This window comes from Nocardioides sp. GCM10023255, assembly GCF_042653125.1.
Taxonomy (GTDB): domain Bacteria; phylum Actinomycetota; class Actinomycetes; order Propionibacteriales; family Nocardioidaceae; genus Nocardioides.
This window is the reverse complement of the sequence record NZ_JBHSHU010000007.1, coordinates 199,837-223,817: the sequence shown is the minus strand read 5'-3', so window position 1 is coordinate 223,817 and position 23,981 is coordinate 199,837. Positions and strand designations below refer to the sequence as shown.

Annotated in this window: 24 protein-coding genes; 14 read left to right on the top strand and 10 right to left on the bottom strand. The window is 73.0% G+C overall.

The annotated features are described in order from the left end of the window. The 5 genes from ACFO9I_RS13245 to ACFO9I_RS13225 all read right to left on the bottom strand — a co-directional run bounded on the left by ACFO9I_RS13245 (window position 1) and on the right by ACFO9I_RS13225 (window position 5,425). On the bottom strand, window positions 1-1,236 hold the full coding sequence (locus tag ACFO9I_RS13245; RefSeq protein ID WP_379181546.1) for a calcium-binding protein: 1,236 nt from the start codon (window positions 1,234-1,236) through the stop codon (window positions 1-3). A 177-nt stretch (window positions 1,237-1,413) separates the two neighbouring features. Then, the gene (locus ACFO9I_RS13240) at window positions 1,414-2,916 is read right to left on the bottom strand and encodes a helix-turn-helix domain-containing protein (protein WP_379181544.1); all 1,503 of its coding nucleotides are present in this window, start codon (window positions 2,914-2,916) and stop codon (window positions 1,414-1,416) included. Window positions 2,917-2,947: 31 nt separating this feature from the next. Continuing rightward, a complete protein-coding gene (locus tag ACFO9I_RS13235) occupies window positions 2,948-3,910 on the bottom strand; it encodes a hypothetical protein (RefSeq protein ID WP_379181542.1) in 963 nt (320 codons plus the stop codon). A gap of 3 nt (window positions 3,911-3,913) precedes the next feature. Then, entirely contained in the window at window positions 3,914-4,864 is a 951-nt protein-coding gene (gene dapD / locus ACFO9I_RS13230) for a 2,3,4,5-tetrahydropyridine-2,6-dicarboxylate N-succinyltransferase (protein ID WP_379181540.1), read from the bottom strand. Window positions 4,865-4,897: 33 nt separating this feature from the next. After that, complete coding sequence (locus tag ACFO9I_RS13225; RefSeq protein WP_379181538.1) at window positions 4,898-5,425, bottom strand: DinB family protein; 528 nt, start codon at window positions 5,423-5,425, stop codon at window positions 4,898-4,900. Window positions 5,426-5,735: 310 nt separating this feature from the next. Here ACFO9I_RS13225 and ileS point away from each other — a divergent pair, with 310 nt between their 5' ends. After that, on the top strand, window positions 5,736-9,029 hold the full coding sequence (gene ileS, locus ACFO9I_RS13220; RefSeq protein ID WP_379181536.1) for an isoleucine--tRNA ligase: 3,294 nt from the start codon (window positions 5,736-5,738) through the stop codon (window positions 9,027-9,029). Between the two features lie 110 nt (window positions 9,030-9,139). Here ileS and ACFO9I_RS13215 read toward each other — a convergent pair whose 3' ends face one another. Then, complete coding sequence (locus ACFO9I_RS13215) at window positions 9,140-9,610, bottom strand: hypothetical protein (protein ID WP_379181534.1); 471 nt, start codon at window positions 9,608-9,610, stop codon at window positions 9,140-9,142. 267 nt (window positions 9,611-9,877) lie between these two features. Here ACFO9I_RS13215 and dapE point away from each other — a divergent pair, with 267 nt between their 5' ends. Genes dapE through ACFO9I_RS13190 form a run of 5 tightly spaced genes read left to right on the top strand, consistent with a single transcriptional unit; the run spans window position 9,878 to window position 13,306 of the window. After that, a complete protein-coding gene (dapE, locus tag ACFO9I_RS13210; RefSeq protein WP_379181532.1) occupies window positions 9,878-10,969 on the top strand; it encodes a succinyl-diaminopimelate desuccinylase in 1,092 nt (363 codons plus the stop codon). Further along, window positions 10,966-11,700: a TIGR00730 family Rossman fold protein gene (locus tag ACFO9I_RS13205; protein WP_379181530.1), complete on the top strand. Its 735-nt coding sequence runs from the start codon at window positions 10,966-10,968 to the stop codon at window positions 11,698-11,700. Before dapE ends, ACFO9I_RS13205 begins: the two co-directional genes overlap by 4 nt. Further along, entirely contained in the window at window positions 11,697-12,068 is a 372-nt protein-coding gene (locus ACFO9I_RS13200; protein WP_379181528.1) for a DivIVA domain-containing protein, read from the top strand. Before ACFO9I_RS13205 ends, ACFO9I_RS13200 begins: the two co-directional genes overlap by 4 nt. Before the next feature lie 15 nt (window positions 12,069-12,083). Beyond that, window positions 12,084-12,509, top strand: a complete 426-nt coding sequence (locus ACFO9I_RS13195; RefSeq protein WP_379181526.1) for a hypothetical protein — start codon at window positions 12,084-12,086, stop codon at window positions 12,507-12,509. Window positions 12,510-12,535: 26 nt separating this feature from the next. Further along, window positions 12,536-13,306, top strand: a complete 771-nt coding sequence (locus ACFO9I_RS13190) for a M14 family zinc carboxypeptidase (protein WP_379181524.1) — start codon at window positions 12,536-12,538, stop codon at window positions 13,304-13,306. 499 nt (window positions 13,307-13,805) lie between these two features. Here the strand turns inward: ACFO9I_RS13190 and ACFO9I_RS13185 are convergent, their stop codons facing one another. Next, window positions 13,806-14,615: an enoyl-CoA hydratase/isomerase family protein gene (locus ACFO9I_RS13185; RefSeq protein WP_379181522.1), complete on the bottom strand. Its 810-nt coding sequence runs from the start codon at window positions 14,613-14,615 to the stop codon at window positions 13,806-13,808. 135 nt (window positions 14,616-14,750) lie between these two features. On the opposite strand from ACFO9I_RS13185, the gene ACFO9I_RS13180 reads away from it, so the two are divergent. Genes ACFO9I_RS13180 through ACFO9I_RS13170 form a run of 3 tightly spaced genes read left to right on the top strand, consistent with a single transcriptional unit; the run spans window position 14,751 to window position 16,828 of the window. Further along, window positions 14,751-14,918, top strand: a complete 168-nt coding sequence (locus tag ACFO9I_RS13180; RefSeq protein ID WP_082574674.1) for a DUF3117 domain-containing protein — start codon at window positions 14,751-14,753, stop codon at window positions 14,916-14,918. A 15-nt stretch (window positions 14,919-14,933) separates the two neighbouring features. After that, window positions 14,934-16,493, top strand: coding sequence for a leucyl aminopeptidase family protein (locus tag ACFO9I_RS13175; protein ID WP_379181520.1), 1,560 nt, complete (start codon window positions 14,934-14,936; stop codon window positions 16,491-16,493). Further along, on the top strand, window positions 16,490-16,828 hold the full coding sequence (locus ACFO9I_RS13170; RefSeq protein ID WP_379181518.1) for a hypothetical protein: 339 nt from the start codon (window positions 16,490-16,492) through the stop codon (window positions 16,826-16,828). Before ACFO9I_RS13175 ends, ACFO9I_RS13170 begins: the two co-directional genes overlap by 4 nt. An 87-nt stretch (window positions 16,829-16,915) precedes the next feature. On the opposite strand, the gene ACFO9I_RS13165 is transcribed toward ACFO9I_RS13170, so the two are convergent. Next, window positions 16,916-17,554 carry an O-methyltransferase gene (locus ACFO9I_RS13165; RefSeq protein ID WP_379181722.1) on the bottom strand — a complete coding sequence of 213 codons (639 nt, stop codon included), beginning with the start codon at window positions 17,552-17,554 and terminating at the stop codon, window positions 16,916-16,918. 277 nt (window positions 17,555-17,831) lie between these two features. On the opposite strand from ACFO9I_RS13165, the gene sigE reads away from it, so the two are divergent. Genes sigE through ACFO9I_RS13150 form a run of 3 tightly spaced genes read left to right on the top strand, consistent with a single transcriptional unit; the run spans window position 17,832 to window position 20,371 of the window. Beyond that, window positions 17,832-18,440: an RNA polymerase sigma factor SigE gene (gene sigE, locus ACFO9I_RS13160; RefSeq protein WP_379181516.1), complete on the top strand. Its 609-nt coding sequence runs from the start codon at window positions 17,832-17,834 to the stop codon at window positions 18,438-18,440. Further along, complete coding sequence (locus ACFO9I_RS13155; RefSeq protein WP_379181514.1) at window positions 18,437-18,979, top strand: anti-sigma factor family protein; 543 nt, start codon at window positions 18,437-18,439, stop codon at window positions 18,977-18,979. Before sigE ends, ACFO9I_RS13155 begins: the two co-directional genes overlap by 4 nt. A 36-nt stretch (window positions 18,980-19,015) precedes the next feature. After that, window positions 19,016-20,371, top strand: a complete 1,356-nt coding sequence (locus ACFO9I_RS13150; RefSeq protein ID WP_379181512.1) for a S1C family serine protease — start codon at window positions 19,016-19,018, stop codon at window positions 20,369-20,371. An 18-nt stretch (window positions 20,372-20,389) separates the two neighbouring features. Here ACFO9I_RS13150 and ACFO9I_RS13145 read toward each other — a convergent pair whose 3' ends face one another. Then, complete coding sequence (locus ACFO9I_RS13145; protein WP_379181510.1) at window positions 20,390-20,629, bottom strand: helix-turn-helix domain-containing protein; 240 nt, start codon at window positions 20,627-20,629, stop codon at window positions 20,390-20,392. A 100-nt stretch (window positions 20,630-20,729) separates the two neighbouring features. Between ACFO9I_RS13145 and ACFO9I_RS13140 the strand changes: the two genes are divergently transcribed. Then, complete coding sequence (locus ACFO9I_RS13140) at window positions 20,730-21,398, top strand: hypothetical protein (RefSeq protein ID WP_379181509.1); 669 nt, start codon at window positions 20,730-20,732, stop codon at window positions 21,396-21,398. A 4-nt stretch (window positions 21,399-21,402) separates the two neighbouring features. After that, window positions 21,403-22,689 carry an AAA family ATPase gene (locus tag ACFO9I_RS13135; protein WP_379181507.1) on the top strand — a complete coding sequence of 429 codons (1,287 nt, stop codon included), beginning with the start codon at window positions 21,403-21,405 and terminating at the stop codon, window positions 22,687-22,689. Here the strand turns inward: ACFO9I_RS13135 and ACFO9I_RS13130 are convergent. After that, window positions 22,652-23,980: a hypothetical protein gene (locus ACFO9I_RS13130; RefSeq protein WP_379181506.1), complete on the bottom strand. Its 1,329-nt coding sequence runs from the start codon at window positions 23,978-23,980 to the stop codon at window positions 22,652-22,654. The two genes, ACFO9I_RS13135 and ACFO9I_RS13130, sit on opposite strands and share 38 nt — an antisense overlap. Between the last annotated feature and the right edge of the window lies 1 nt (window position 23,981).

Here is a 23,981-nt window from a genome sequence, read left to right as displayed (position 1 = left end):
TCAGCGGCGGCGCTCGATGGAGACGTAGCGGTCGTGGCCCGCCCAGCCCACGCCGAGGTCGCGGCCGGAGCCGCCGTCCAGCAGGTCGTCGCCGTCGGAGCCGTAGAGCTCGTCGGCGCCGGGACCGGCGTGGATCCGCACCGGTGACTTCCATGCCGCGTACAGCACGTTGGGGCCGTCGGTGCCGATGATCGTCCAGCGGTCGCGCCGCCCGCCGGGCGCCGAGGCGTTCTCGAAGCCGGTGGCCGCCACGCGGACGGCCGCGTCCTGCACCTGCGCCACGGCGGTCCCGGCGGCGAGGTCGAGGCGACCCGTCACCCGGCCGGGGTCCTGCCCGTCGGCGTCGCTGAACCAGACCGCGGCGAAGTCGTCGTGGGCGCCCGGGCCGCCGTCGAGGACCTGCCCGTCAACGGGCACCACCGCGTCGTTGAAGACGTCGTCGCCCCGCCCGCCGTAGGACCGGTCCGCGCCGCCGTTGGCCTGGAGCAGGTCCTTCCCGCGGCCGCCGCGCAGCTCGTCGGCCCCCTCCGCGCCGTCGAGGAGGTCACCACCCGATCCGCCCAGCAGCACGTTCGGCACCGTCTCGCGGGAGCCGCCGATGAGCGTGCCGGCGCTGAGGTCGTCCGTCCCGCCGCGGCCCTCGAGCCGGTCGCTGCCGCCGTTGCCCCGCAGGGCGTCGTCACGCTCGCTGCCCAGGAGCACGTCGTCGTGCGCCGACCCCTCGGCAGCGCGGAAGGCGCCGGCCAGCTGATCGGTGCCGTCCCCGCTGCCGGTGCCGGCCTCGAGGTCGACCACCACGCCCTGCGCCGAGCTCGCCCAGCTCGCCGTGTCGACGAGGTCGTCGTGCCGGGAGTCGGTGCCCGGGTCGAGCACGTCGTCGCCGCCACCGCCGTCGAGGACGTCGCCGTAGTAGACGTAGTAGTCGGTGTCCTCGGCGACCTTGGCGTCGCTGCCGCCGTGCAGCGTGTCGCTGCCGGGGCCGCCGCGAAGGCGGTCCTGGCCCTCGCCGCCGCACAGCACGTCGTCGCCGCCGAGCCCCAGGACCCGGTCGTCGCCGCCGCGCCCGTCGATGACGTCGTCGCCCTCGGTGCCGCGCAGCGTGTCGTCGCCGGCGGTGCCGACGATCGTGGCGCCCGGGCACCCGGACGGGGCGGCGCCCGCCGAGGCCTCCCCGACCAGGGTGGTCGTGCCGATCACGAGCAGCAGTGCGGTGAGGGTCCCCCGAGCGACGCGCATGCGGTCAGGGTAGACGGTCCGTGCGGTGGTTGTTCCGCTTCGGCACCCGACTGCAACAACGCGGTCGATCGCCTCCGACCTGGCCTAACCTGCAGCCGGCCGAGCCTCGCTCTCGGGGCCGGGCTCAGCAGGGCGGGCTGCCTGCGTGGGGGACAGGCAGGCCGTCCTGCGGTCGCGTCAGACGTCGATCCGCGCGCCCTGCTCCAGCCACCACCGGGCGCCGCCGCGCACGGCCGTGGGCAGCGAACGGTCCGCCTCGATCCCGTGCAGCCGCGGGTCCCCGGTCATGCCGAGGGCGTAGAGCGTGCGCCGCTCGGACATCTCGCCGCCGGACAGGCCCCGCACCAGCGATGCGTCGGGCAGTGGCCGCTCACCGCGGCTGACGAAGGTGAGCCCGTGCAGGAACTCCTGCCCGTCGGGCGACTCCAGCAGCCGGCCGACGCCGGGCAGGTCCTCGCCGGTGCTGCAGTACGCCGCCACCCGGGTCGCCGCCACCCGGCTGGTCTCGTCGGGACAGCTGTCCTGCTCCTCGAGCAGCGGGCGGACCACCGCCGCGCCGAACGGCGAGCACCCGAGGAGCAGGGTCGCGGCCGACATGCGCACGCCGCGCGGGTCGAACATCGCCTCGAAGAGCAGCCGCGCCAACATCGGCTCGTCGGCCAGCCCGCGCTGGGCGCACGCCGCGCGCGCGAGGGTCTCGGCGTACACGTAGTGGGGGTTCTGCCGCGTCCGGACCCACACGGTCGGCCCCGAGGTGGGGGCCGGGTCGGGGCGGCAGGAGCCGGCGTACCTCTCCTGCAGTGGCGGGGGGAGCGCAGCCCAGAGCTGCTTCAGCACGCCTGTCCGCTCAGGGTCGTCGCCGGCGTCGCGCCAGGCCGCCTCGACGAGCGGCACCACCGTCGACCAGTCGTCGAGGCCGAGGCCACCCACGACGAGCATGTTCTGCAGGGCGTACGACGCCCCGCGCATCCGGTAGACCGAGGGGTCGCTGAGGAGGCCGCCGCCCCACGCCAGCAGCGACGGGGTCGGCCGGTAGGTCAGCGCGTCCATGACGTCCCAGAAGTTCCGGCTGTCCGGCTCGCTGACGACGGCGCGGACGACGTCGTCGACCAGGTCGTCGTACGCGCTCAGGCGCAGGGTCACCAGCGCCTCGACGCGGGTGAAGCGCGCGGTGCGGACCGAGCGCGCGGTCTCGAGGCACAGGCGGTGCACCAGGGGCGCCATCAGCGTGACTGGGAGCCCGAAGCCGCCGTCGTCGGCGTGCTGCCGGGCCAGCTCCAGCCAGGCCCCTCCGGTGGGGTCGGCCACGTCCACGGCCTCGTAGGCGCGGCTGAAGCGGTCCAGCGACCGGCTGGCCGGCGGGGGAGGCGCGGCCGGTGCGTAGGGGAAGGTGCGGCACACGGTGTCGACCGGGGCCCGCAACGACCCCTCGGGCAGACCCAGCACCCGGGCGTAGCCGTCGAGGGCGGCCGGCGAGCGCTGCCCCTCGCTCTCGATGCGGCTCAGCGTCGCCGCGGACAGCGACACCCCGTGGTCCTTCAGCGCCGCCGACATCTCGCGCAGGGACAGGCCGCCGACGGTGCGGTGGATGCGCAGCAGCCAGCCGATCCGCGCGGCCACGTCGATGCGGGACGCGGTGAGCGGCGTCTTGTCGTCAACGGGTTCCGAGAGGCGGGGCACAGGGCCATCATCGGCTGTGCGGGACGGAAACTCAGTCGAACACGTCGACGTGGACGTGGTCCCGGTGCTCGAGCACGGCCCGGTCACCCGACCGCTCCGGCGGGTCGTAGTCGCGCCAGCCGTCACCGGAGCGGGAGCCGGCCTGCCAGATCCGGTCGTCGAAGATGACGGTCCGGATCGAGAGCCGGTCGGCCTGTGCGACGAGGTACTGCGCGATCGCCCAGCCCCTGACCTTGTTGGCCGCGCTGACCGGGCGCACGAAGATGTCGATCGCGCGACCGTCGTAGTGGGCCGAGCCCTCCATGTGACCGTCCTTGACACCGCCCGGGGCGAAGCCGCCGAGGGACTGCTCGCCGAAGACGACCTCGACCTCGCGGCGTACGACGTCGGCGCGGTGCGTGAGCCCCACGTCGTTGAGCCGGTCCCGTTCGGGCTCGGCCTCGTCCTTGACCACGCAGCTGAAGGCGTGCGGCGAGTTGCCGGTCAGCGCGGAGGCGAGGACCCGGGCGTCGGGCTCGTGGTCGGCGTAGGCCTCGGGGTAGCCCGAGCGCTGCACCTCCTGCGCGGCCTCGGTGATCCGCATCGTGTCGTAGCCGTCGATCTTCTCGAGCGCGTCGTAGAAGGCACTGGTCGCGTAGTAGGGGTTGAGGACCTGCGACCGGCTGCCCCAGCCCTGGGACGGGCGCTGCTGGAACAGCCCGAGCGAGTCCCGGTCGCCCTCCTCGAGGTTGTAGAGCTTGGACTCCTGGTAGGCGGTGGCGAGCGCGATCGACGCGGCCCGCGCCGGCATGCCGCGCTGGACCGAGACTGCCGCGATGAGGGCGGCGTTCTCGGCCTGCTCGGTGCTCAGCGTGACGGTCCGGCCGCCGACGGTGGCCGTGCACTCCTCGGACTGCAGCAGCGGGCCGACGTGGTGCAGCACCGCGTAGCCGGTCGCGCCGACGACACCGAGCACCGCCGCCCCGACCAGCGCCGAGGCGGTCCGTCGTCGCATCGGCTAGTTGGCGTGGAGGGCGGCGTTGAGCTCGACGCCCTCGCTCTTCCACGGCACGGCCTCGACGGTGCCGGTCACCGAGTTGCGGCGGAACAGCACGTTGCTGGCGCCGGACAGCTCGAGGGCCTTGACGACCTTCGGCTTGCCGTCCATGTCGGTGACGGTCACCTTGGTGCCGGCGGTGACGTAGCAGCCGGCCTCCACGACGCAGTCGTCGCCGAGCGAGATCCCGAGGCCGGCGTTGGCGCCGAGCAGGCAGCGCTCGCCCACGGAGATGACGGCCTTGCCGCCGCCGGACAGCGTGCCCATGATCGACGCGCCGCCGCCGACGTCGGAGCCGTCGCCCACCAGGACACCGGCGGAGATGCGGCCCTCGACCATGGAGGCGCCCAGGGTGCCGGCGTTGAAGTTCACGAAGCCCTCGTGCATCACGGTCGTGCCCTCGGCCAGGTGCGCGCCGAGGCGGACCCGGTCGGCGTCGGCGACCCGGACGCCGGTGGGTAGGACGTAGTCGACCATCCGGGGGAACTTGTCCACGCCGAAGACGGTGACGTGCTGGCCGGTGCCGCGCAGCCGGGCGCGGGTGGACTCGAAGCCCTCGACCGCGCACGGGCCGGCGGAGGTCCACACGACGTTGGTCAGCAGCCCGAAGACGCCGTCCAGGCTGATGGAGTGGGGCACGGCCTGCCGGCTCGACAGCAGGTGCAGCCGCAGCCACACGTCCTCGGTGCTCGCCGGCGCGGCCTGCAGGTCGGTGATCTCGACCAGACGGACCTCACGGGTCACCCGGCGAGCGTCGTCGGTTCCCTCGAGCGCGGTCAGCTCCTCGGGCGCGGTCGCATCGGCCGGCTTGTCGCCCGTCGCGGGCGCGGGGAACCAGACGTCGAGGACGGCGCCGTCGGCGTCGAGGGTGGCGAGGCCGAAGCCCCAGGCGTTCGTCGGTGTCGCAGTCACGGGGGCAAGCCTAGGGGGCGGCGGGTACCGCTCTCACTGGCCGGTCCGGCCGTCGATGCACTCGCGCAGCAGGTCGGCGTGGCCGGCGTGCCGGGCGTACTCCTCGATCAGGTGCACGACGACGTCGCGCACCTCGTACGGCCCGTCGAACGTCTCGCCGAGGTCGTCGTACCGCTCGTAGACCTCGCGGGCGTGGGCCACCTCGCGCCGCCACGACGACCACGCGTCCGCGACGCACTCGTCGGTGCCCACGGCGCCGTTGAAGTCGAGATCCGGGTCCTCCTCGGTGCGGTAGAGGCGGGGCCGGTCCTGCTGGCCCTCAAGGATCCGGCGGAACCAGTGGTGCTCGACGCGGGCGAGGTGCCGCACCAGCCCGAGCAGGCTCATCGTGCTCGGCGCGACCGACCGGGTCGCCAGCTGCTCCGGTGTCAGGCCCTCGCACTTCATCTCCAGCGTCGTCCGGTAGCGGTCGAGGTACTGCCGCAGGATCACCTTCTCGCCCACGGGCGGCTCGTCGGTGTCACGCGGATCGGCGGCGGGATCCACCCACATGTCGCTCATGCCCGCGATCCTGTCGGCGGCCGGGTCCTGCCGGCAACCGGGATTCGGCTCGCGCCCGGCGTGCGAGGCCAACCGGTTTCCGCTCCGGGAGTGGACGGCCGTACCATCGGGGCACAGGCGTTCGAGCCGTCATCAGCGGCGAGCCTCCGGAAGAACAGCCCTGCGGGGCCCAGTAGAACCGGACGGGTAGGCCCGTCACAGCCGTGAACGAGTGGTCGCCGGGAGACCGGTGGCAAGCGAGGTGGTACCGCGGCAGTCGTCGTCCTCGTGTTTCGACACGAGCAGGACCGACCGCAGGAGAGAGCCACCGATGACCTACCCGAAGGTCTCCACCGCCGCAGACGGCAGCGCCGTCCCGTCCTCGCCGAGGTTCCCCGAGATCGAGGAGCGGGTGCTCGACTACTGGGAGAAGGACGGCACCTTCCAGGCCAGCGTCGAGGCGCGCGACGCCGGCGAGAACGGCTCCAACGAGTTCGTCTTCTACGACGGTCCGCCGTTCGCCAACGGGCTGCCTCACTACGGCCACCTGCTCACCGGCTACGTCAAGGACCTGATCCCGCGCTACCAGACGATGCGCGGCAAGCGGGTCGAGCGCCGGTTCGGCTGGGACACCCACGGGCTGCCCGCCGAGCTCGAAGCGATGCGCCAGCTCGGCATCAAGACCACCGACGAGATCGTCGACATGGGCATCGAGACCTTCAACGCGGCCTGCCGCGAGTCGGTCATGAAGTACACCGGCGACTGGCGCGAGTACGTCACCCGCCAGGCGCGCTGGGTCGACTTCGACAACGACTACCGGACCATGAACCCCGACTACATGGAGTCGGTGATCTGGGCCTTCAAGCGGCTCTTCGACAAGGGCCTGGTCTACGAGGGCTTCCGGGTCCTGCCGTACTGCTGGAACGACGAGACCCCGTTGTCGAACCACGAGCTGCGGATGGACGACGACGTCTACCAGATGGTGAAGGACCCGGCGGTCACCGTCGGCTACCGCCTCGACGGCGACGACGACCTCGGGGGCGCGCTGGTCCTGGTCTGGACGACCACGCCGTGGACGCTGCCGTCGAACCTCGCGGTGATGGTCGGCGAGGACATCGACTACGTCGTCGTGGAGTCCGACTTCACCGGCGTGACCGAGCGCTACGTCCTGGCCGAGGCGCGCCTGGAGTCCTACGCGCGCGAGCTGCGCAACGAGGACGTGGAGGACGTCGACCTGCAGGTCGTCCGGCGGCTCAAGGGCAGCGACCTCGTCGGCCGCACCTACACCCCGCCGTTCTCCTACTACCTCGGCCACGCCAACGCGTTCCGCGTCGTGGCCGCCAACGACGCGGTGACGACCACGGACGGTACGGGCCTGGTGCACACCGCCGGCGCGTTCGGTGAGGTCGACAAGGAGGTGACCGACCGCGAGGGCATCGAGGCGGTCATGCCGGTCGGCAAGGACGGCCGGTTCACGTTCCCGGTCACCGACTACGAGGGCATGCTCGTCTTCGACGCCAACCTGCACGTCATCGACCACCTCAAGGCCGCCACGAAGCGGGCGGAGCAGACCGGCTCGGTCACCGACGGGACCGTGCTGCTGCGTCGCGAGAGCTACGAGCACTCCTACCCGCACTGCTGGCGCTGCCGCGAGCCCCTGATCTACAAGGGCGTCTCGTCGTGGTTCGTCGAGGTGACGGCCGTCAAGGAGCGGATGCTGGAGCTCAACGAGCAGATCCGCTGGGTGCCCGACCACATCAAGCACGGCCAGTTCGGCAAGTGGCTGGAGAACGCCCGCGACTGGTCGATCACCCGCAACCGGTTCTGGGGCTCGCCCGTGCCGGTCTGGAAGAGCGACGACCCGACGTACCCCCGCGTCGACGTCTACGGCTCCTTCGAGGAGATCGAGCGTGACTTCGGGCGGCTGCCGCGCGACAAGGACGGCAACGCCGACCTGCACCGGCCGTACGTCGACGAGCTGGTCCGGCCGAACCCCGACGACCCGACCGGGAAGTCGATGATGCGACGCGTCTCCGACGTGCTCGACGTGTGGTTCGACTCCGGGTCGATGAGCTTCGCCCAGGTGCACTACCCGTTCGAGAACGCGGACTGGTTCGTCGGTACCGAATCTGCCGGCTCCGCCGGCGGGCACTTCCCGGCCGACTTCATCGTCGAGTACATCGGCCAGACCCGCGGCTGGTTCTACACGCTGCACATCCTGGCCACCGCGATCTTCGACCGGCCGGCGTTCGACACCTGCGTCAGCCACGGCATCGTGCTGGGCTCCGACGGCAACAAGATGTCGAAGTCCCTGCGCAACTACCCCGACGTGCGCGAGGTCTTCGACCGCGACGGCGCCGACGCGATGCGCTGGTTCCTGATGTCGTCGCCGATCCTGCGCGGCGGCAACCTGGTCGTCACCGAGCAGGGCATCCGCGACTCGGTGCGACAGGTGCTGATCCCGCTGTGGAACAGCTGGTACTTCTTCCAGCTCTACGCCAACGCCGCGGCCGACGGGGCGGGGTACGACGCGCAGTGGTCGACGTCGTCGACAGACCCGCTGGACCGGTACCTGCTGGCCAAGTGTCGTCAGTACGTCGAGGCGATGACCCACCAGCTCGACAACTACGAGGTGGCGAACGCGTGCGACTCGACGCGCTCCTTCCTCGACGTGCTCACCAACTGGTACATCCGCCGCTCGCGGGACCGGTTCTGGGGCGACAACACCGACGCCTTCGACACGCTCTACACGGTGCTCGAGGTCGTCTGCCGGGTGACCGCGCCGCTGATGCCGCTGGCGACCGAGGAGGTCTGGCGCGGCCTGACCGGCGGCCGTTCGGTGCACCTGACCGACTGGCCCGCGGCCGAGGACCTGCCGGCCGACGAGGCACTGGTGGCGGCGATGGACCAGGTCCGCGACGTCTGCTCGGCCACGTCGGCGCTGCGCAAGGCCGGCAACCTGCGCAACCGGCTCCCGCTCTCGCGGCTCACGGTCGTGGTCGCCGACGCGGCCGCGCTCGGGGGCTTCGAGTCGATCGTCGCCGACGAGGTGAACGTGAAGGCGGTGCGGCTGCTGGACGCGGAGGCGCCCGAAGCGGCGTCGTTCGGCGTCTCGCAGAAGCTGACCGTCAACGCCCGCGCGGCGGGCCCGCGCCTCGGTCGCGACGTGCAGACCGCGATCAAGGGCTCCAAGTCCGGCGACTGGTCGGTCGCCGAGGACGGCACCGTGACGTCGGGTGGCCTGGTGCTGGAGGAGGGGGAGTACACCCTCGAGACCGTGGCCGGCTCTGCTGACGGCGGCTCCGCGACCGGCATGCTGCCCCGCGGTGGCTTCGTCGTGCTCGACACCGAGGTGACGCCCGAGCTGGCGGCCGAGGGCCTCGCCCGCGACCTGGTCCGCGCGGTCCAGCAGGCCCGGCGAGACGCCGGCCTCGACGTCTCCGACCGCATCGCACTGACCGTCGGCGGGTCCGCGGCGGTGCAGGCGGCCGCCCGCACCCACGAGGAGCTGATCACCGGCGAGACCCTCGCGACGTCGTACGACGTCCGGGACGCCGACGGCGAGGGCACCCCGGTCACGGTGGGCGACAACGAGAAGGCGACGATCTCCGTCACCCGCGCCTGATCGTCGAGTCGGCGCAAGTGCAGCGCGAAAACAGGTCGAGTCGGCGCAAGTGCAGCTCGAAAAGGGCTCGAGTCGGCGCAGGCTCGCCGAGCTTGCGCCGACTCGTCGGGTCAGGCGGTGCGCGCGCCCGCGGCGGGCAGGACGCTGCGCCAGGGCTCGATGTTGCCCTTCATGCTGGCCCAGCTGAACGCGGCACCGAGTGCGGCCGCGGCATCGTCGCCGGCCCCAGCGGCGCCGGCGGCGAACGCGCTCTGCCCACTCGTGGACGGACCGGCGATGCGGGCCTGCGCGGCCCGCAGGTGGTCGAGCTGCTCGCGGCTGAAGCTCGGGGAGAGGTTGGCGCCGATCCCCACGACGTCGAAGCGGTCCGCGTCGTGCTGCAAGGTCATCGTGTGCAGGCGGCTGAACGAGACCGCGACCTCGGTGACCGGCGCGTCCAGGACGACCCCCTTCCGGTCGGTCATGGTGAGCCGGCCGTCGGCGAGCTCGAGGACGACCGGGACGCAGGCCCGGCCGTTCCAGCGGCTGCGCCGCCAGTAGAGCCCGCCCGCGAGCTGGTGCGACACGTACGACGACGACATCCGAGACCCCCTGGAGTGCATACCTGACGGGCCATCCTGTCAGGGCCGCTCCGCGGCTGACGGGGCCCACCACCCGGTCGTCCGTACGACGAGCCTGCGCCGACTCGAGCCCTTCTCGAGCTGCACGCGCGCCGACTCGACCTGCTTGCGCACGGCACGTGCGCCGACTCGACCCGTTCTCGCGCCGAGCCTGCGCCGAGTCGACGTTCTCCTGGCGTTCCGACGAGCGGGGCCGGCCGTTCGACAGCCGGGTGGTTGGATGGGCGCATGCCACGCCTGGACCTCGACGCGGACGCCGTCACCCTCACCGAGCAGCTGGTGAACATCGAGTCAGTGAGCCACCACGAGCAGGAGATCGCGGACGCGGTCGAGGAGGCGCTGCGCAGTCTCGGGCACCTCGAGGTCACCCGTCGCGGCAACACCGTGGTCGCCCGCACCGACCTCGGGCGCGGCGAGCGGGTCGTGATCGCCGGGCACATCGACACCGTGCCCCTCAACGACAACCTGCCGGCCCGGCGGGAGGCGCGCCCGGACGGTGACCTGCTGCACGGCCTCGGCACCTGCGACATGAAGGGCGGTGACGCGGTCATGCTCCGGCTGGCCGCTCACCTGCCCGAGCCCGACCGTGACATCACCTTCATCTTCTACGAGGCCGAGGAGGTCGAGGCCGAGTTCAACGGCCTGCGGCAGCTGGCGCAGAGCGACCCCGACCTGATGACGGGCGACTTCGCGATCCTGATGGAGCCGTCCAACGCGGTCGTCGAGGCCGGCTGCCAGGGCACCCTGCGCGTCGACGTGCGCACGACAGGGGAGCGGGCACACTCCGCGCGCAGCTGGATGGGCTCGAACGCGATCCACCAGGCGGCCGGGATCCTCGCCCGGCTCGAGGCGTACGACGCCCGCACGCCGGTCATCGACGGGCTGGAGTACCACGAGGGCCTCAACGCCGTGTTCGTGCGCGGCGGCGTCGCCGGCAACGTGATCCCCGACGAGTGCGTCGTCGAGGTCAACTTCCGGTTCGCGCCCGACCGCAGCGAAGCCGACGCGGAGGCGTTCGTCAGGGACTTCTTCGAGGGGTACGAGGTCACCGTCACCGACAGCGCGCCCGGCGCTCTCCCGGGCCTCGACGTCCCGGCCGCCAAGGCGTTCCTGGAGGCGGTCGGTGGCGAGGCCAACCCGAAGTTCGGGTGGACCGACGTCGCCCGCTTCACCGGGCTCGGCGTCCCGGCGGTCAACTTCGGGCCGGGCGACCCCCTGTTCGCCCACAAGCAGGACGAGCACGTGCCGGTCGGGCAGATCGAGCGCTGCGAGCAGCTCCTGCGCACCTGGCTGGGCGCCGACGAGGGGGTGCGGCCGTGAAGGACCGCTTCACCGGACCGGTCCTCAAGCGTCGCCGCCAGGCCGAGGAGGGCAGCACCACCGACCAGCGGCTGCTCGACTCCCGCGGTCCCAGCGACTGGGTGCACACCGACCCGTGGCGGGTGCTGCGGATCCAGGCCGAGTTCATCGAGGGCTTCGGCGCGCTCGCCGAGCTCGGTCCCGCGATCTCGGTCTTCGGCTCGGCGCGCGCCAAGGCCGACGACCCGACGTACGCCCTCGCCGAGGAGGTCGGCCGCAAGCTGGCGCAGGCCGGCTTCGCGGTGATCACCGGCGGTGGCCCCGGCACCATGGAGGCCGCCAACAAGGGCGCTTCCCAGGCCGGCGGGATCAGCGTCGGCCTCGGCATCGAGCTGCCCTTCGAGTCCGGGCTCAACCAGTGGGTCGACAAGGGCATCAACTTCCGCTACTTCTTCGCCCGCAAGACGATGTTCGTGAAGTACTCCCAGGGCTTCGTCGTGCTCCCCGGTGGCATCGGCACCCTCGACGAGCTGTTCGAGGCGCTCACGCTCGCCCAGACCAACAAGGTCACCCGCTTCCCGGTCGTGCTGCTCGGCACGGCGTACTGGCGGGGCCTGCTCGACTGGCTGCGCGACACCGCACTGGCCGAGGGCAAGATCGTCCAGCACGACCTCGACATGATGCGGCTCACCGACGACGTCGACGAGGCGGTGCGGCTCATGGTCGCGGCCCGGAACGGTGAGCACGCGTGACCTGGTTCTTCGCCGTCCTGATCGTGCTCGCGATGGGGGGAGTGGCCGTGCTCGCCGCCGGGCGGGGGGCCCCGCTCGCCGAGGTGTACGACGACCGCCCGGACGCGATCGTGCCCGAGAGGGGAGCCCTCGGTGGCGACGACCTGCGCCGGGTGCGGTTCTCGATCGCGCTGCGTGGCTACCGGATGTCGGAGGTGGACGCGCTGCTGGACCGGCTGGCCGCCCAGCTCGAGGCCCAGCCCCTCGAGGCCCAGCCCCTCGAGGCCGGGCCGCTCGACCCGTCACCCGTCCGGCCGGAGCGCCGACCGGAGGAGCGACGTGAACGGGCGGTGGACCAGGAGGGTCGTGGCGACGAACCCACGGCGTAGGGCACACTTCCGAGCGTGTCGACCCAGGTGATCGTCTACATCCTGACCGCCCTCGCGGCGGTCGTCGTCGTCCTGACCCGCCTCCGGCTGCGTCGGGAGACCGGGGGTGCCGGACGTTTCCAGGTGGGACAGCGGCTCGTCGACGTGCACACCACGGCCGGTGTCCTCGCCCTGGTGACGTGGTTGCTGTTCCTCGTCGGTGACCCCGACTCCGCGATCGGCAGCGCCGTGATGGGCATCGTGGCGCTGGCGTTCTGGTGGGTGGTGGTCGTGGCCGGCCTGCTGATCCTGGTGCGCTGGCTCCCCAGTCGCGGGCGGCACGCCTCCTCGGCCACCGAGGACACCTGGTCCGACGGACCCGGGCTGTCGATCCTGGCCCACGTGGGGATGCTGGTCGGCGTCGGCGTCTTCACCTGGGCCTACCTGACCTCCGCGGTCTGAGCATCTCCCTGTGTGATGCTGTCGGGATGCTCCGACGACTCGGGACCACCGCCGCCGCACTCGCCCTGCTCGTCGCCGGGACCCCCGGCCCACCAGCCTCCGCGCGGCTGCCCGAGTCCGACGGCGGCGCCGTCATCGGCAAGCGCCTGCTCGGCACGTCGGTCGAGGGCCGCAGGATCCGGGCCTGGCACCTCGGCGAGCCGGGCCGGCCGAAGGTCGTGCTGATCGCCAGCATGCACGGCAACGAGACGGCGCCGCGCAAGATCCTGCAGGTGCTGCGCGACGGCAAGCAGATCAACGGGATCGACCTCTGGGTGGTCCCGACGTACAACCCCGACGGGGCCGCAGCCGGCACCCGCAAGAACGCCCACGGGGTCGACCTGAACCGCAACTACCCCTACCGCTGGGCCGACCTCGACGGGAACTACGAGTCCGGGTCGAAGCCCGCCTCGGAGCCGGAGACGAGGGCGATGATGAAGTTCCTGCGGGACGTGAAGCCGGACTGGATCCTGAGCTTCCACCAGCCCCTGCACGGCGTCGACACCGACACCAAGCGCCCGAGGTTCGCTCGCAAGGTGGGCCGCCACCTCGACCTGCCGGCCAAGGAGTTCACCTGCGGCGGGGTCTGCCACGGGACCATGACGATGTGGTTCAACCACCGGTTCACGGGCACGGCGCTGACGGTGGAGTACGGCGACGCGCCGCCGCGTCGCCTGATGCGCGTGAAGGCGCCGCGGCAGGTGCTGTCGATCTGGGGTGCCTGGCGCGGGCAGTTCGGGTTCGGCCACGTCGGCTAGCGGCCGGCGGGTCGCGGGTCGGCGGGTCGGCCGGTCGGCCGGCTGGCGGTGGCTGGGCCACCGTTCTGGTGGGGGAATCGGTGGCCTGTTCACCGCTCAGGTGCGGGTCGGTGGGCTGGCGGTGGCTGGGCCACCGTTCTGGCGGGGGAATCGGTGGTCTGCTCACCGCCCAGGTGCGGGTCGGTGGGCTGGCGGTGACTGGGCCACCGTTCTGGTGGGGGAAACGGTGGCCTGCTCACCGCTCAGGTGCGGGTCGGCCGGCTGGCGGTGACTGGGCCACCGTTCTGGTGGGGGAAACGGTGGCCTGCTCACCGCTCAGGTGCGGGTCGGCGGGCTGGCGGTGGCTGGGCCACCGTTCTGGTGGGGGAAACGGTGGCCTGCTCACCGCTCAGGTGCGGGTCGGCGGGCTGGCGGTGGCTGGGCCACCGTGCTGCTGGGAGACGGTGGCCTGTTCACCGCCCACGTGCGGACGCACGCGGACGCGCGCGGACGGACAGGCTCAGCGGCCCTCGAACACCGGCTTCTCCTTGGCCACGAACGCCGCGACCGCGGCGGCGTGGTCGGCGGTGGCGCCGGTCTTCGTCATCATCGCGCTCTCGAACGCCAGCGCCTCCTCGAAGGAGTGCCCCGCGGCGTACGCCACGGACTGCCGCATCGCGCCGAGTGCGACGGTCGGCCCGGCCGCCAGCTGGAGGGCCAGCGCGCGGACCTCGGCCTCGAGGTCCGCGGCCGGGACGACCCGGGTGGCCAGGCCGAGCGCCTCGGACTCCTCGGCCCTGACCGTCCGCGGGAAGTAGAGAAGCTCGAGCGCCTTGGCCCGCCCGACCAGCCGCTGCAGGTGGTAGCTGGCGCCGGTGTCGCACGAGAGGGCCACGTTGGCGAACGCGAGGTTGAACCCGGCCGTGTCGGCCAGGATCCGCAGGTCGCACGCGAAGGCGAGGCTGGCGCCCGCACCCGCCGCGACGCCGTTGACCGCGGCGATCACGGGCTTGGCCATGCCGGCGAGCGCGGTGACGATCGGGTTGTAGTGCTCGTCGACGGTGCGGAAGAGCGCGTCGCTCGACTCGCTGCGCAGGATCTCGATGTGCTCCTTGAGGTCCTGCCCGGTGCAGAACGCCCGCCCGGTGCCGGTCAGGACGACACACCGGGCGGCGGGGTCGTCGGCGACCTTGCGCACGGTCTCGAGGAGCAGCTCCTTGGTCGCCACGTCGAGGCTGTTCATCGCGTCGGGGCGGTTGAGGGTGATGGTGGCGACCCCGTCGGCGAGGTCGAGGAGCACCGGCTGGCCGGTCGGAGAGGAGTCGGTCATGGCACGCAGTCTGCCCGAAACGGGGCTGTGGTCCGCCTCACGGGTCGGATGAGGGATAATGGACGACGCGTACGGCGTGACGGGGTCGCCCTGACCCTTGTCTGCTCGAGAACAGCAACAGGAAGAGGTGCGCGGATGGCGGCGATGAAGCCGCGGACGGGCGACGGTCCGCTGGAGGTCACCAAGGAGGGGCGCGGCATCGTGATGCGCGTTCCGCTCGAGGGTGGTGGCCGCCTCGTTGTCGAGCTCAACGCCGAAGAGGCCGGTGCCCTGGGCGATGCCCTCAAGGACGTCGTCGGCTGACGCCGGCTGCCTCCCGTGAGCACGTCTGACACCCTGATCACCCTTCCCGAACAGGTCACACCGCCGGAGTTCGCCCTCAGCGCGCTGCCGCCGCACGCCGTCCTCGAAGCCGAGGTCGTGGCGCTGCCGGTGCTGCCCGCCGAGGGCGGCGACGGCGGCGTCCTGCTCGGGCCCGGAGCCGACGAGGTGGGCGAGCGGCTCGGCGCCGACCTGCTGGCCCTGCTCGAGATGAGCAGGGCGACCGGCAAGGCCGGCGAGGTCGTCTCGTTGCCGGTGCCCTCGGGCCTCCCCGACCACGAGTCCCTGCGCTGGGTGCTCCTCGTCGGCGTCGGCCAGCAGCGTCCGGTCGACCTCCGTCGTGCCGGCGCCGCGCTGGCCCGTGCCGTCAAGGACCGCACGGGAGTGGCCACCTCGATCCCCGCGGTGGCGGGCCCCGGTGGCCTGGAGGCCTTCGTGGTCGGCGCGACGCTCGGGTCGTTCGCCTTCCACTGGCGCTCGAGCTCCCCGGAGCACCGGCCCGCCGGCCGGATCGTCCTGGCCGGCCTCCCGGACGCGGACGACCGGGCCGGTGAGCTGGCCCGCGGCGTCGCCCTCGGCGGTGCCGGCTGGCGCTCGCGGATGCTGGCGACGGTGCCCTCCAACCTGAAGAACCCCGCGTGGCTGGCCGGACAGGCCCGCGAGCTCGCACACGAGTGCTCGCTCGACGTGATGGTGTGGGACGAGGCGCAGCTCGCCGACGACGGGTTCGGCGGCATCGCCGCGGTGGGCCAGGCCTCGGCCACGCCGCCGCGCCTGATCCGCCTCGACTACACCCCCGCCAAGGTCACCCGGAAGACCCCGACCGTGGTCCTGGTCGGCAAGGGCATCACCTTCGACACCGGTGGCCTCTCGATCAAGCCCGGCGAGGCCATGGTCAACATGAAGCGCGACATGACCGGCGGCGCCGTCGTCATCGCGGTCATGGGTGCGCTCGAGGCGGTCGGCTGTCCGGTGCGGGTCGTCGGCCTGGTGGCCGCGGCCGAGAACGCCGTCAGCGGCAACGCCCTGCGCCCCGGCGACGTCATCCGCCACTACGGCGGCCGGACCAGCGAGGTCACCAACACCGACGCCGAGGGCCGCCTCGTGCTCGCCGACGCGCTTGCGTACGCCGTCGACAAGCTCGAGCCCGCCGCGATCGTCGACGTCGCCACCCTCACGGGGGCGATGAAGGTGGCCGTCGGCCAGCGCGTGGGGGGCTTCTTCGCCAACCACGACGGGCTCGCCGACGCGGTGTCCACGGCTGCCGAGGCGGCCGGCGAGCCGCTGTGGCGCTTCCCGCTCGCCGACGTCTACGAGGAGAAGCTGACCTCGAGCGTGGCCGACGCCGACAACGCCCCCGGCGGGCCGGGGTCGATCATCGCGGCGCTGTTCCTCCAGCACTTCGTCGGTGACGTCCCGTGGGCCCACCTCGACGTGGCGTCCGTGGGCGACTCGCCCTCGGACTACCACGAGTGGACCGCCGGCCCGACCGGCTTCGGTGCGCGGGCGCTGCTGCAGTGGCTCGGCAGCGACCACCCGCTGGAGGCGCTGGCATGAAGGGTCTGACCGTCCGCTGGTCGCTGGCCGACGCACCCGAGGGGGTCGAGCACGAGCTGGCGTCGTACGTCGAGGGCACCTCGCACGCGAGGTTCACCGGGATGGCCGGCCTGCGGTTCAAGACCTGGCGGATGCGTGCCGGGGAGTGGTTCGAGGGCTGCTACGTCTTCGCCACCGACGAGGCGCGCGCCGCGTTCCAGGAGACGTTCACCGCCGGCGCCGCCGAGGCACCGGGGTCGCAGATCGTCGGCAGCGCGCCGATCCTCGTCGAGGAGTGCGACATCGTCGCGGTCGCCGAGGGCTGGGAAGGGTTCGAGGCCGCCGCTCGCTACTGACCGCCGCTCTGCGGCCACCGCAGCGTCATTCGAGGTGGTGGTCCCGGCGACGAAGGCGTATGACGTCCCGGGCGGCGGCGCGGAGGCTCAGGCCTCCGGCGACCACTCCTTCTTGGCCACCAGCAGCCCGTCGCCGACCGGCAGCAGGACCGAGACCAGGTCGTCGTGCTCGACGATCGCGCGACCGAGGTCGCGGATGGCCACCGTCTCCTCGTCGCGCTGCGCGGGGTCGGCCACCCGGTCGTGCCACAGGGCGTTGTCGAACGCCACCACACCGCCGGGGCGCAGCAGCCGCAGCGCCTCCTTGAGGTAGGCGGAGTACTCGCGCTTGTCGCCGTCGCAGAAGACCAGGTCGTAGTGGCCGTCGGTCAGCCGGGGGAGCACGTCGAGCGCCGCACCGGAGATGGTGCGGGCGCGCTGGGGTGGGATGCCGGCGTCGGTGAACGACTGGCGCGCGAGGCGCTGGTGCTCGGCCTCGATGTCGACGGTGGTGAGCACGCCGTCGGCGCGCATGCCCCGCAGCAGCCACAGCCCGGACACGCCGGTGCCGGTGCCGATCTCCACGACCGCCCGGGCGTCGAGCACCGAGGCGAGGAAGCGCAGGGCGGCGCCGCCGCCGGAGCCGATCGGGGCGACCCCGACCTCCTCGGCGCGGGCGCGGGCGGAGGCCAGGGCCTCGTCCTCCGAGACGAACCCCTCGGCGTAGGACCAACTCGCGGGCTTGATCGGGGTGGTGATGGTGGCCTCCTGGGTGGGACGCCGTCCGCGGAGGGGCGGACGGCGTGGACGAGCGGCACCACCGTATCGCGAACGCCCGACCCGGCTCGGGAACACCGGTGGCCCCCGGCTCGTTCCACCCGACGAGGACCCGAAGGGCCCTCCGCGGAAGGTCTTCTCTCACAGCCTTCTCTCAGAGAGTTCTCCTACGCTGGAAAGGGTCAGGACACTGTTCTCGAAGCAGGTCGGATCGACGGCGCGCGCGGCGCGCGGCAAGGAGTGCCCGGTGGACGCTGAGGTCGAGGGCCTGCCCGGGGGCGAGCAGGAGGGCGTGCCCACCTGGGACGAGATCGTGGAGCGGCACTCCGACCGCGTCTACCGGCTCGCCTACCGCCTGACCGGCAACCGGCCCGACGCCGAGGACCTCACCCAGGAGGTCTTCGTCCGGGTCTTCCGCTCCCTCTCGACCTACACCCCCGGCACCTTCGAGGGCTGGCTGCACCGCATCACCACCAACCTGTTCCTCGACCAGGCGCGCCGCAAGCAGCGGATCCGCTTCGACGCGCTCTCCGACGAGCGCGCCGACCGGCTGACCAGCGCCTCACCGAGCCCGGACGCGGCGTACGCCGACCAGACCTTCGACGACGACGTCGAGCAGGCGCTGGCCACGCTGCCCCCGGACTTCCGTGCCGCGGTCGTGCTCTGCGACGTCGAGGGCCTGTCCTACGAGGAGATCTCCGAGATCCTCGGCGCCAAGCTCGGCACCGTCCGGTCCCGCATCCACCGTGGGCGGGCGATGCTGCGCTCCGCCCTGGCCCACCGTGCGCCGGGCGCGGGACGGGCCCGCTACTCGGGTCCTGCCCCGCTGCTGTCCGGGCGGGGGAGGGCGACGTGATCGGTCACCTCGGCTCGCGCGTGAGCGCGCTGCTCGACGGTCAGCTGGCGCCGGAAGAGGCGGAGCGGGCGTGGGCCCACGTCCACACCTGCCACGCCTGCCGCGACCTCGTCGAGCGGGAAGGGTGGGTCAAGACCCGCCTGGCCGGCCTCTCCTTCGGGGGTACGCCGGCACCCGACCACCTCAAGGGCTCGCTGCTGAGCGGGTCAGGGGTCCAGCCGCCCCGCGACGTGTGTGCACCGTTGCCCCACGACGTACGTGCCCTGTCGCCCGGTGACGTGTACCTGGCCGGCCACCACGACGAGCACGTGTCCCGGCGGACCGCCAGCCTGGTCGCCATCGGCGGCGGTGCCGTGGGCGCCGCGGTCATGGGGGTCATCGCGCTGGGCATCGCCCCCGCCGACGCGCCCAGCATCGACCGGCGCGCGCCGGTGACCCACCTGGTCACCCCCAGCGAGAGCGTGCGCTCTCCCGCCCCCTCGATGGGGCCGACGCTCACCTCGTTCGCCGGACCGGCCCGGCGCGGCCACACCCCCTGACCGGCCTGATTTCGCCGTACCGGTCAAGATAGGCACGTGAACGAGGACGACGCGGGCCACGCGCCCGGGCAGCCGGACCGTCCGGTCGAGGGCGCGGACACCGAGGCGACCCGACCGATCACCTTCGGCCGCCCGCCCGAGCCCCCGGCAGCGGCGGCAGCGAACGGCTCCCCGACCGCCCCCTCGTGGGTGCCGCCCACCACCCAGCCGCCGCCCGGTCAGTGGGCCGGCTTCCCGCCGCCCGGCACCCAGCCGATGCCGGCGCAGCCGCGCCACGCGGTGCAGCGCGGCCGGGTCCCCGGCTGGATCTGGCCGGTCGTGTGCACCGTCGCGCTGGTCGTCGGCGTCGTCGGCGGCGCGCTGGGCAGTGCCGTCTACGAGCGCATGGTCGACGACCGCGGCCCCGGGGCGGTCAGCAGCGGTCTCGCCGGGGTCGACACCGTCTCGAGGCCGCCGCTGGCCGCGGACAACGGCTCGGTCGCCGCGGTGGCGCAGGAGCTGCTGCCCAGCACCGTGCAGATCTCCGCGGAGTACGACGGCCAGGAGGGCGGCGCCACCGGGTCCGGCTTCGTCCTCGACCGGCAGGGTCACGTCGTCACCAACAACCACGTCGTGGCCGACGCGGCCTCCGACGACGGGCTGATCGAGATCGTCGACCAGGACGGCAACCGTTTCGAGGCGACGCTGGTCGGGCGCAGCCCGGTCTACGACCTCGCGGTCCTCTACGCCGAGGAGGCCAAGGGCCTCCACCCCGCCCCGCTCGGGGCGTCCCAGGCCCTGCGGGTGGGGGAGGGCGTGGTCGCCTTCGGCTCCCCGCTGGGCCTCAGCTCCACGGTCACCGCCGGCATCGTGAGCGCGCTGCACCGCCCGGTGACCACCGGCGACAGCTCCAACGACTCGTCGTACATCAACGCGGTGCAGACCGACGCGGCGATCAACCCGGGCAACTCCGGCGGGCCGCTGGTCAACCTGCGCGGGCAGGTCGTGGGCGTGAACTCCGCGATCGCCACCACCGGCACCGCCGCCGGCGAGGAGGCGGGCAACATCGGCGTCGGCTTCGCGATCCCGATCGAGCAGGTCGAGATCACCGCAGACCAGATCCTGCGCACCGGTGAGGCGCGCTACCCGGTGATCGGTGCGAAGGTGAAGACCGGTCAGGACGACGGCAGCGGCGCCGAGATCGACGAGGTCATGGACGGCACCCCCGCCGACGACAGCGGGCTGCAGCAGGGTGACGTCATCACCGAGGTCGACGGCCAGCGGGTCAGCGACGGGATCGCGCTGATCGTGGCGATCCGGGCGCACCAGCCGGGCGAGACCGTGGAGTTCACGGTGCAGCGCGACGGCGAGGAGCGCACGGTCGAGGTGACGCTGGACTCCGAGGTCGGCTGACCGGCCGACCGGGCGACGTCACTCCGGCCGGGGCTCGGCCTCCACGTAGGGGTGCTCGTCGACGAACGTTCGCGTCTCGGCGTACATCCGCTGGATGAACTCCTCCAGCTGGGCCGACTCAACCCGCCACTGCCCCCGGCCGCCGATCTTGATCGCGGGCAGCTCACCACGCCGCACCAGGGCGTAGACCTGGGCGCTGGAGGTGTTGAGGACCTCCGCGACGTCGGCGAGGGTGAGGAAGCGGGGCGTGCCGGACATGCGCACATCGTCGCACCTCGGCCCACGCGCGCGGTCCAGACCGCCCGCAGGGTGTGGAGAACGGGGTTTCCGCGGGCGTCGCGAGCGGCATCATGGGGCCGTGGCCACAGATCTCGGGACGACCGCGCAGCCGACCGCTCCGCCCGCCACCCGCGCCGGAGCGCCCGGGTGGCGCGACCCGCGGCTGTGGGTCGGGGTCCTCATCGTGGCGGTCTCGGTCGTCGCCGGCGCCCGGCTGCTGAGCTCCGCCGACGACACGGTGCAGGTCTGGTCGGCGGCCACCGACCTCGGCGCGGGTGACACGGTCGGCGCCGACGACCTGGTCGCCACCCGGGTCCGCTTCGCCGACGAGGCGGCGCTCGAGGGCTACTTCGCCGTGGACGACGAGCTGCCCGCCGACCTCGAGCTGGTCCGCGGTGTGGGCAGCGGCGAGCTGCTCCCGCGGGCCGCCGTCGGCTCTGCCGGGGCGAGCGACCTCGTGCAGCTGCCGGTCGCGGTCGACGCGGAGCTGGTCCCGGGCTCGGTGCGCACCGGCTCGGTCGTCGACGTCTACCTGGTCGCCACGGGCCAGGCGTCTGCGGGCCTCGGCGAGGGCCGTCCCGCCCTCACCGAGGTGGACGTCGTCGACGCGCCCCCGGTCGAGGACGGCTTCGCGGCCTCGGGCAAGCGCCAGCTGGTGCTCGCGGTCGCCGAGCCCGACGCGCGCCGCTTCTTCCGGCTCCTCGGCGCCGCCGAGAGCCCGGTCCTCACCGTCGTACGCCGGGGCTGAGCGCATGATCGTGGTCCTCGTGGTCGCCGCCGGCGCGGCGTGGGAGTCCCGGGCCGTGCAGCTGCTCAACGAGCGGCCCGGCATCGTCGTGCTCAAGCGGTGCGTCGACGTCGACGACCTCCTCGCGGCGGCCACCGCCGGGCAGGCCGGCGCCGCGGTCCTGGGCCTGGACGCGCCCGGCCTGGACCTGACCGCCACCGACCACCTGCGCCGGCACGGCGTGCGCCCGGTCGCCGTCGTGCCGGCCGGCGTCTCGCCGGAGGCAGCCCGGCTGCGCGCGACCCGGATCGGGCTGCCGGCCCTGGTCGAGGAGGCCGACCTCGCCACGCTGCCCGACGTGCTGGCGGCGCCCGACCAGGTGCACGAACCGGTCGCTCCACCCGTCGAGGAGCCCGTGCCGTCGTCGGACCCGTCGTCGGACCCGTCGGCGGAGCCTCCGGGCCCTGCCGGGCGGGTGATCGCGGTGTGGGGTCCGGCCGGGGCACCGGGCCGCACCACCCTGGCCACCGGCCTCGCGGCCGAGCTGGGCCGCCGCCGGCTGCGCACGCTGCTCGTCGACGCCGACCCGTACGGCGGTGCGGTCGCCCAGCAGCTCGGCGTGCTCGACGAGGTGTCCGGCTTGCTGTCCGCGGCCCGGCTGGCGGCGTCCGGCCAGCTCGCCGAGCGCTTCGCGTCCGTGCAGCGGGGGATCGACGCCCACCTCTCGGTGATCACCGGGCTCCCGCGTCCGGACCGCTGGAAGGAGATCCGGGTCGGCGCGCTTGAGCACACCCTCGAGACCGCGCGCGAGCACGGCCTGGTCGTGGTCGACACCGGCTTCAGCCTGGAGGAGGAGCCCGCGCCGGAGTTCGGCTCCCGACCCGGCCGCAACCAGATGACGCTGGCGGCGCTCGAGGTCGCCGACGAGGTCGTGGTGGTCGGCAGCGCCGACCCGGTCGGGCTGTCCCGGCTGGCCCGCGGCCTGGTGGAGCTGCGCGACCTCACCGGCGGCGCGCCGGTCCGGGTGGTGGTGAACCGGATGCGGCCCTCGCTCGGCTGGTCGGAGAACGACATCGCCGGCATGGTCACCGGCTTCGCCCGGGTCTCCGGGCTGCACTTCCTGCCCGACGACCGAGCCACGGTCGACCGGGCCCTGGTCGCCGGCCGCACGCTCACCGAGGTGGGCGACTCGCCGCTGGGCCGGGCGGTGACCGCGGTGGCCGACGCACTGGCCCCGGGCACGGCCGCGCCCACCACCGCGGGCAACGGCCGGGTCAGGCGGCGAACAGCAGGTAGAGCCCGCCCACGGTGAAGGCCACCATCGCGAAGAGCAGCGGCAGCTGACCGGTCAGCTGGTGCCGCTGCGGGAGGATCTTCATGGCCCGGTCGTGGGCCGCGATCACGCCCATCACGTGGCCCAGCACGACCGCCAGCACCTTCGTGGTCGCGAGGCCGGTCGGGTGGTAGGTCAGCCAGTAGCTCACCGTCAGGTCGCCGGTGCCGAGGATGTCGCTGCCGTTGCCGAGCGGGTCGCTGGCCAGGATCAGCGTCTGCTGGCCCACCTCGACGAGGTAGGTGAGGTAGTGGGCGAAGACGTAGCCGACGATGATCGGCACCACCGAGTGCGCGAACAGGTTGGGCAGCTCCCGGTGCCGCAGGTCGTCCCCGAGGCCGGTGAGCATGCAGCCGGCGGTGAACACGACACCCACGGCGACGCAGAACGCCAGCAGGGCGAGGTTGTCCAGGACGAACGCCGGCACGTCGCTGGACTGCACGAGCTTCACCCAGGGGGTGGAGTCCTTGAAGGAGTCGAACGCCGTGCTGCCGAACAGCACCGAGACCACGGCGACCAGGCCCGGCCGGACCGGCACGGTGTCGAGGTTCGCCAGGGGGCTGCGCACCACCAGCACGTCACCGCGACGCCCCCACACCGACAGCTTGCCCACGAGGCTGGAGTAGACCTCGAACGGGTCCGCGCGCTCGTAGAACGTCGAGCCGAACAGGGCGCCGCCGAGCAGCATCACCGCCACGTAGACCGCGCACCACAGCCGCACCGGGCCGAGCTCGGTGGAGTAGGGGTAGACCAGCTCCATCCAGACGAACGCGAAAAGCCCGACGGCCGCGGGCCAGTAGCCGAGCCGCTCCGGCCACGTGTACAGGCCACGGTCCGGGTCGCTGCCCGAGAGCCTCGCGAAGAGGAGGTTGACGGTGCGGACGGGGCTGATGGCCTTCCACACCGGACCGAAGAGCAGGGACAGCGGGACCAGCCCGACCCACCACCACACGTAGAAGATCCCGAAGACCGGATTGGTCAGCAGGTCCTTGCCGAGCACCGCGGCGACCGCGGCGTACACGAACACGACCATCCCGAGCACCCGCAGGGCCATCCGGAAGGCGGTCGAGTCGACCACGGACGCGAGCCATGCGGGCGCCGGGCGGCCGCTGGTGGCCTCGTCGTACCGCGGGGTGCGCCAGGCCAGCGCGAGCACGGTGAAGGACACGGTGAGCGCCGCCACCGCGCCGGCGATGGCGAGCTCGGGGGAGACCGGCAGGTCCTTCGCCCCGCCGATCCCGTGCGCGAGGGGGATCCCGTCGGGCGACACC

What these genes read in the sequence shown, in the direction of transcription:
- ACFO9I_RS13245 (WP_379181546.1), bottom strand. Translation starts at nt 1,236, where the DNA reads ATGCGCGTCGCTCGGGGGACCCTCACCGCACTGCTGCTCGTGATCGGC.
- ACFO9I_RS13235 (WP_379181542.1), bottom strand. Translation starts at nt 3,910, where the DNA reads ATGCGACGACGGACCGCCTCGGCGCTGGTCGGGGCGGCGGTGCTCGGT.
- ACFO9I_RS13225 (WP_379181538.1), bottom strand. Translation starts at nt 5,425, where the DNA reads ATGAGCGACATGTGGGTGGATCCCGCCGCCGATCCGCGTGACACCGAC.
- ileS (WP_379181536.1), top strand. Translation starts at nt 5,736, where the DNA reads ATGACCTACCCGAAGGTCTCCACCGCCGCAGACGGCAGCGCCGTCCCG.
- ACFO9I_RS13215 (WP_379181534.1), bottom strand. Translation starts at nt 9,610, where the DNA reads ATGTCGTCGTCGTACGTGTCGCACCAGCTCGCGGGCGGGCTCTACTGG.
- dapE (WP_379181532.1), top strand. Translation starts at nt 9,878, where the DNA reads ATGCCACGCCTGGACCTCGACGCGGACGCCGTCACCCTCACCGAGCAG.
- ACFO9I_RS13190 (WP_379181524.1), top strand. Translation starts at nt 12,536, where the DNA reads ATGCTCCGACGACTCGGGACCACCGCCGCCGCACTCGCCCTGCTCGTC.
- ACFO9I_RS13185 (WP_379181522.1), bottom strand. Translation starts at nt 14,615, where the DNA reads ATGACCGACTCCTCTCCGACCGGCCAGCCGGTGCTCCTCGACCTCGCC.
- ACFO9I_RS13180 (WP_082574674.1), top strand. Translation starts at nt 14,751, where the DNA reads ATGGCGGCGATGAAGCCGCGGACGGGCGACGGTCCGCTGGAGGTCACC.
- ACFO9I_RS13170 (WP_379181518.1), top strand. Translation starts at nt 16,490, where the DNA reads ATGAAGGGTCTGACCGTCCGCTGGTCGCTGGCCGACGCACCCGAGGGG.
- ACFO9I_RS13145 (WP_379181510.1), bottom strand. Translation starts at nt 20,629, where the DNA reads ATGTCCGGCACGCCCCGCTTCCTCACCCTCGCCGACGTCGCGGAGGTC.
- ACFO9I_RS13135 (WP_379181507.1), top strand. Translation starts at nt 21,403, where the DNA reads ATGATCGTGGTCCTCGTGGTCGCCGCCGGCGCGGCGTGGGAGTCCCGG.